The organism is Streptomyces sp. RP5T, assembly GCF_003933965.1.
Lineage (GTDB): Bacteria > Actinomycetota > Actinomycetes > Streptomycetales > Streptomycetaceae > Streptomyces.
In genome coordinates this window covers 1-682 of the sequence record NZ_RSAJ01001226.1, presented here as the reverse complement: position 1 = coordinate 682, position 682 = coordinate 1, and the positions used below count along the sequence as shown (strand labels likewise).

The following is a 682-nucleotide window of genomic DNA, read 5'->3' as shown; positions in this document are numbered from 1 at the left end:
CCGGTCGCTGAGACGCCAGTGGCGGACGAGCCGGTCGCTGAGACGCCAGTGGCGGACGAGCCGGTCGCTGAGACGCCGGTGGCGGACGAGCCGACAGCAGTCGCGGAGGAACCTGCCGCCGAGACGCCGGTGGCGGACGAGCCGGTTGCCGAGACGTCGGTCGCTGAGGAACCTGCTGGTGAGGCCCCGGCGACGGAAGAGCCCGTCGCGGAGGAACCTGCCGCCGAGACGTCGGTGGCGGAAGAGCCCGTTGCCGAGACGCCGGTCGCCGAGGAGCCGACTGCTGAGGCTCCGGCGGCGGAGCCCGTCGCTGAGGAGCCGGCTACCGAGACCCCGGTGACGGAGGAGTCTCCCGCTGCTGAGCCGGTGGCGGAGGAAGCGGCTACGGAAGCGCCTGCCCCCGTGACCGCGGAGGAAGAGAAGCCGGCGGAGGAGGTCGCAGCGGAGCCGGAGGCCGAGCCCGAGCCGACGCCCGCACCCGAAGCCGAGGTCACCCCGGAACCGGAACCGGAGCCGACCCCCGTGGCCGAAGAGGCCGCCACGGCCGCCACGGTCGCCGCGGCCGCCGACGGCGAGGACGCCCCGCAGGGGCCACCCGCGGCCGACGACGAAAGCGGTACGGGTGGTGCGGGTGGGAACGACGACCCGGCCGAAGGCCGGTCGGTGACCGTTCCCCCCACCC

The 682-nt window shown here is 75.4% G+C and carries 1 pseudogene; it reads left to right on the top strand.

Annotated elements, in window-relative coordinates:
* A pseudogene (locus EHS43_RS46995) lies at positions 1–682 on the top strand (Toxic cation resistance protein); the annotation flags it as partial.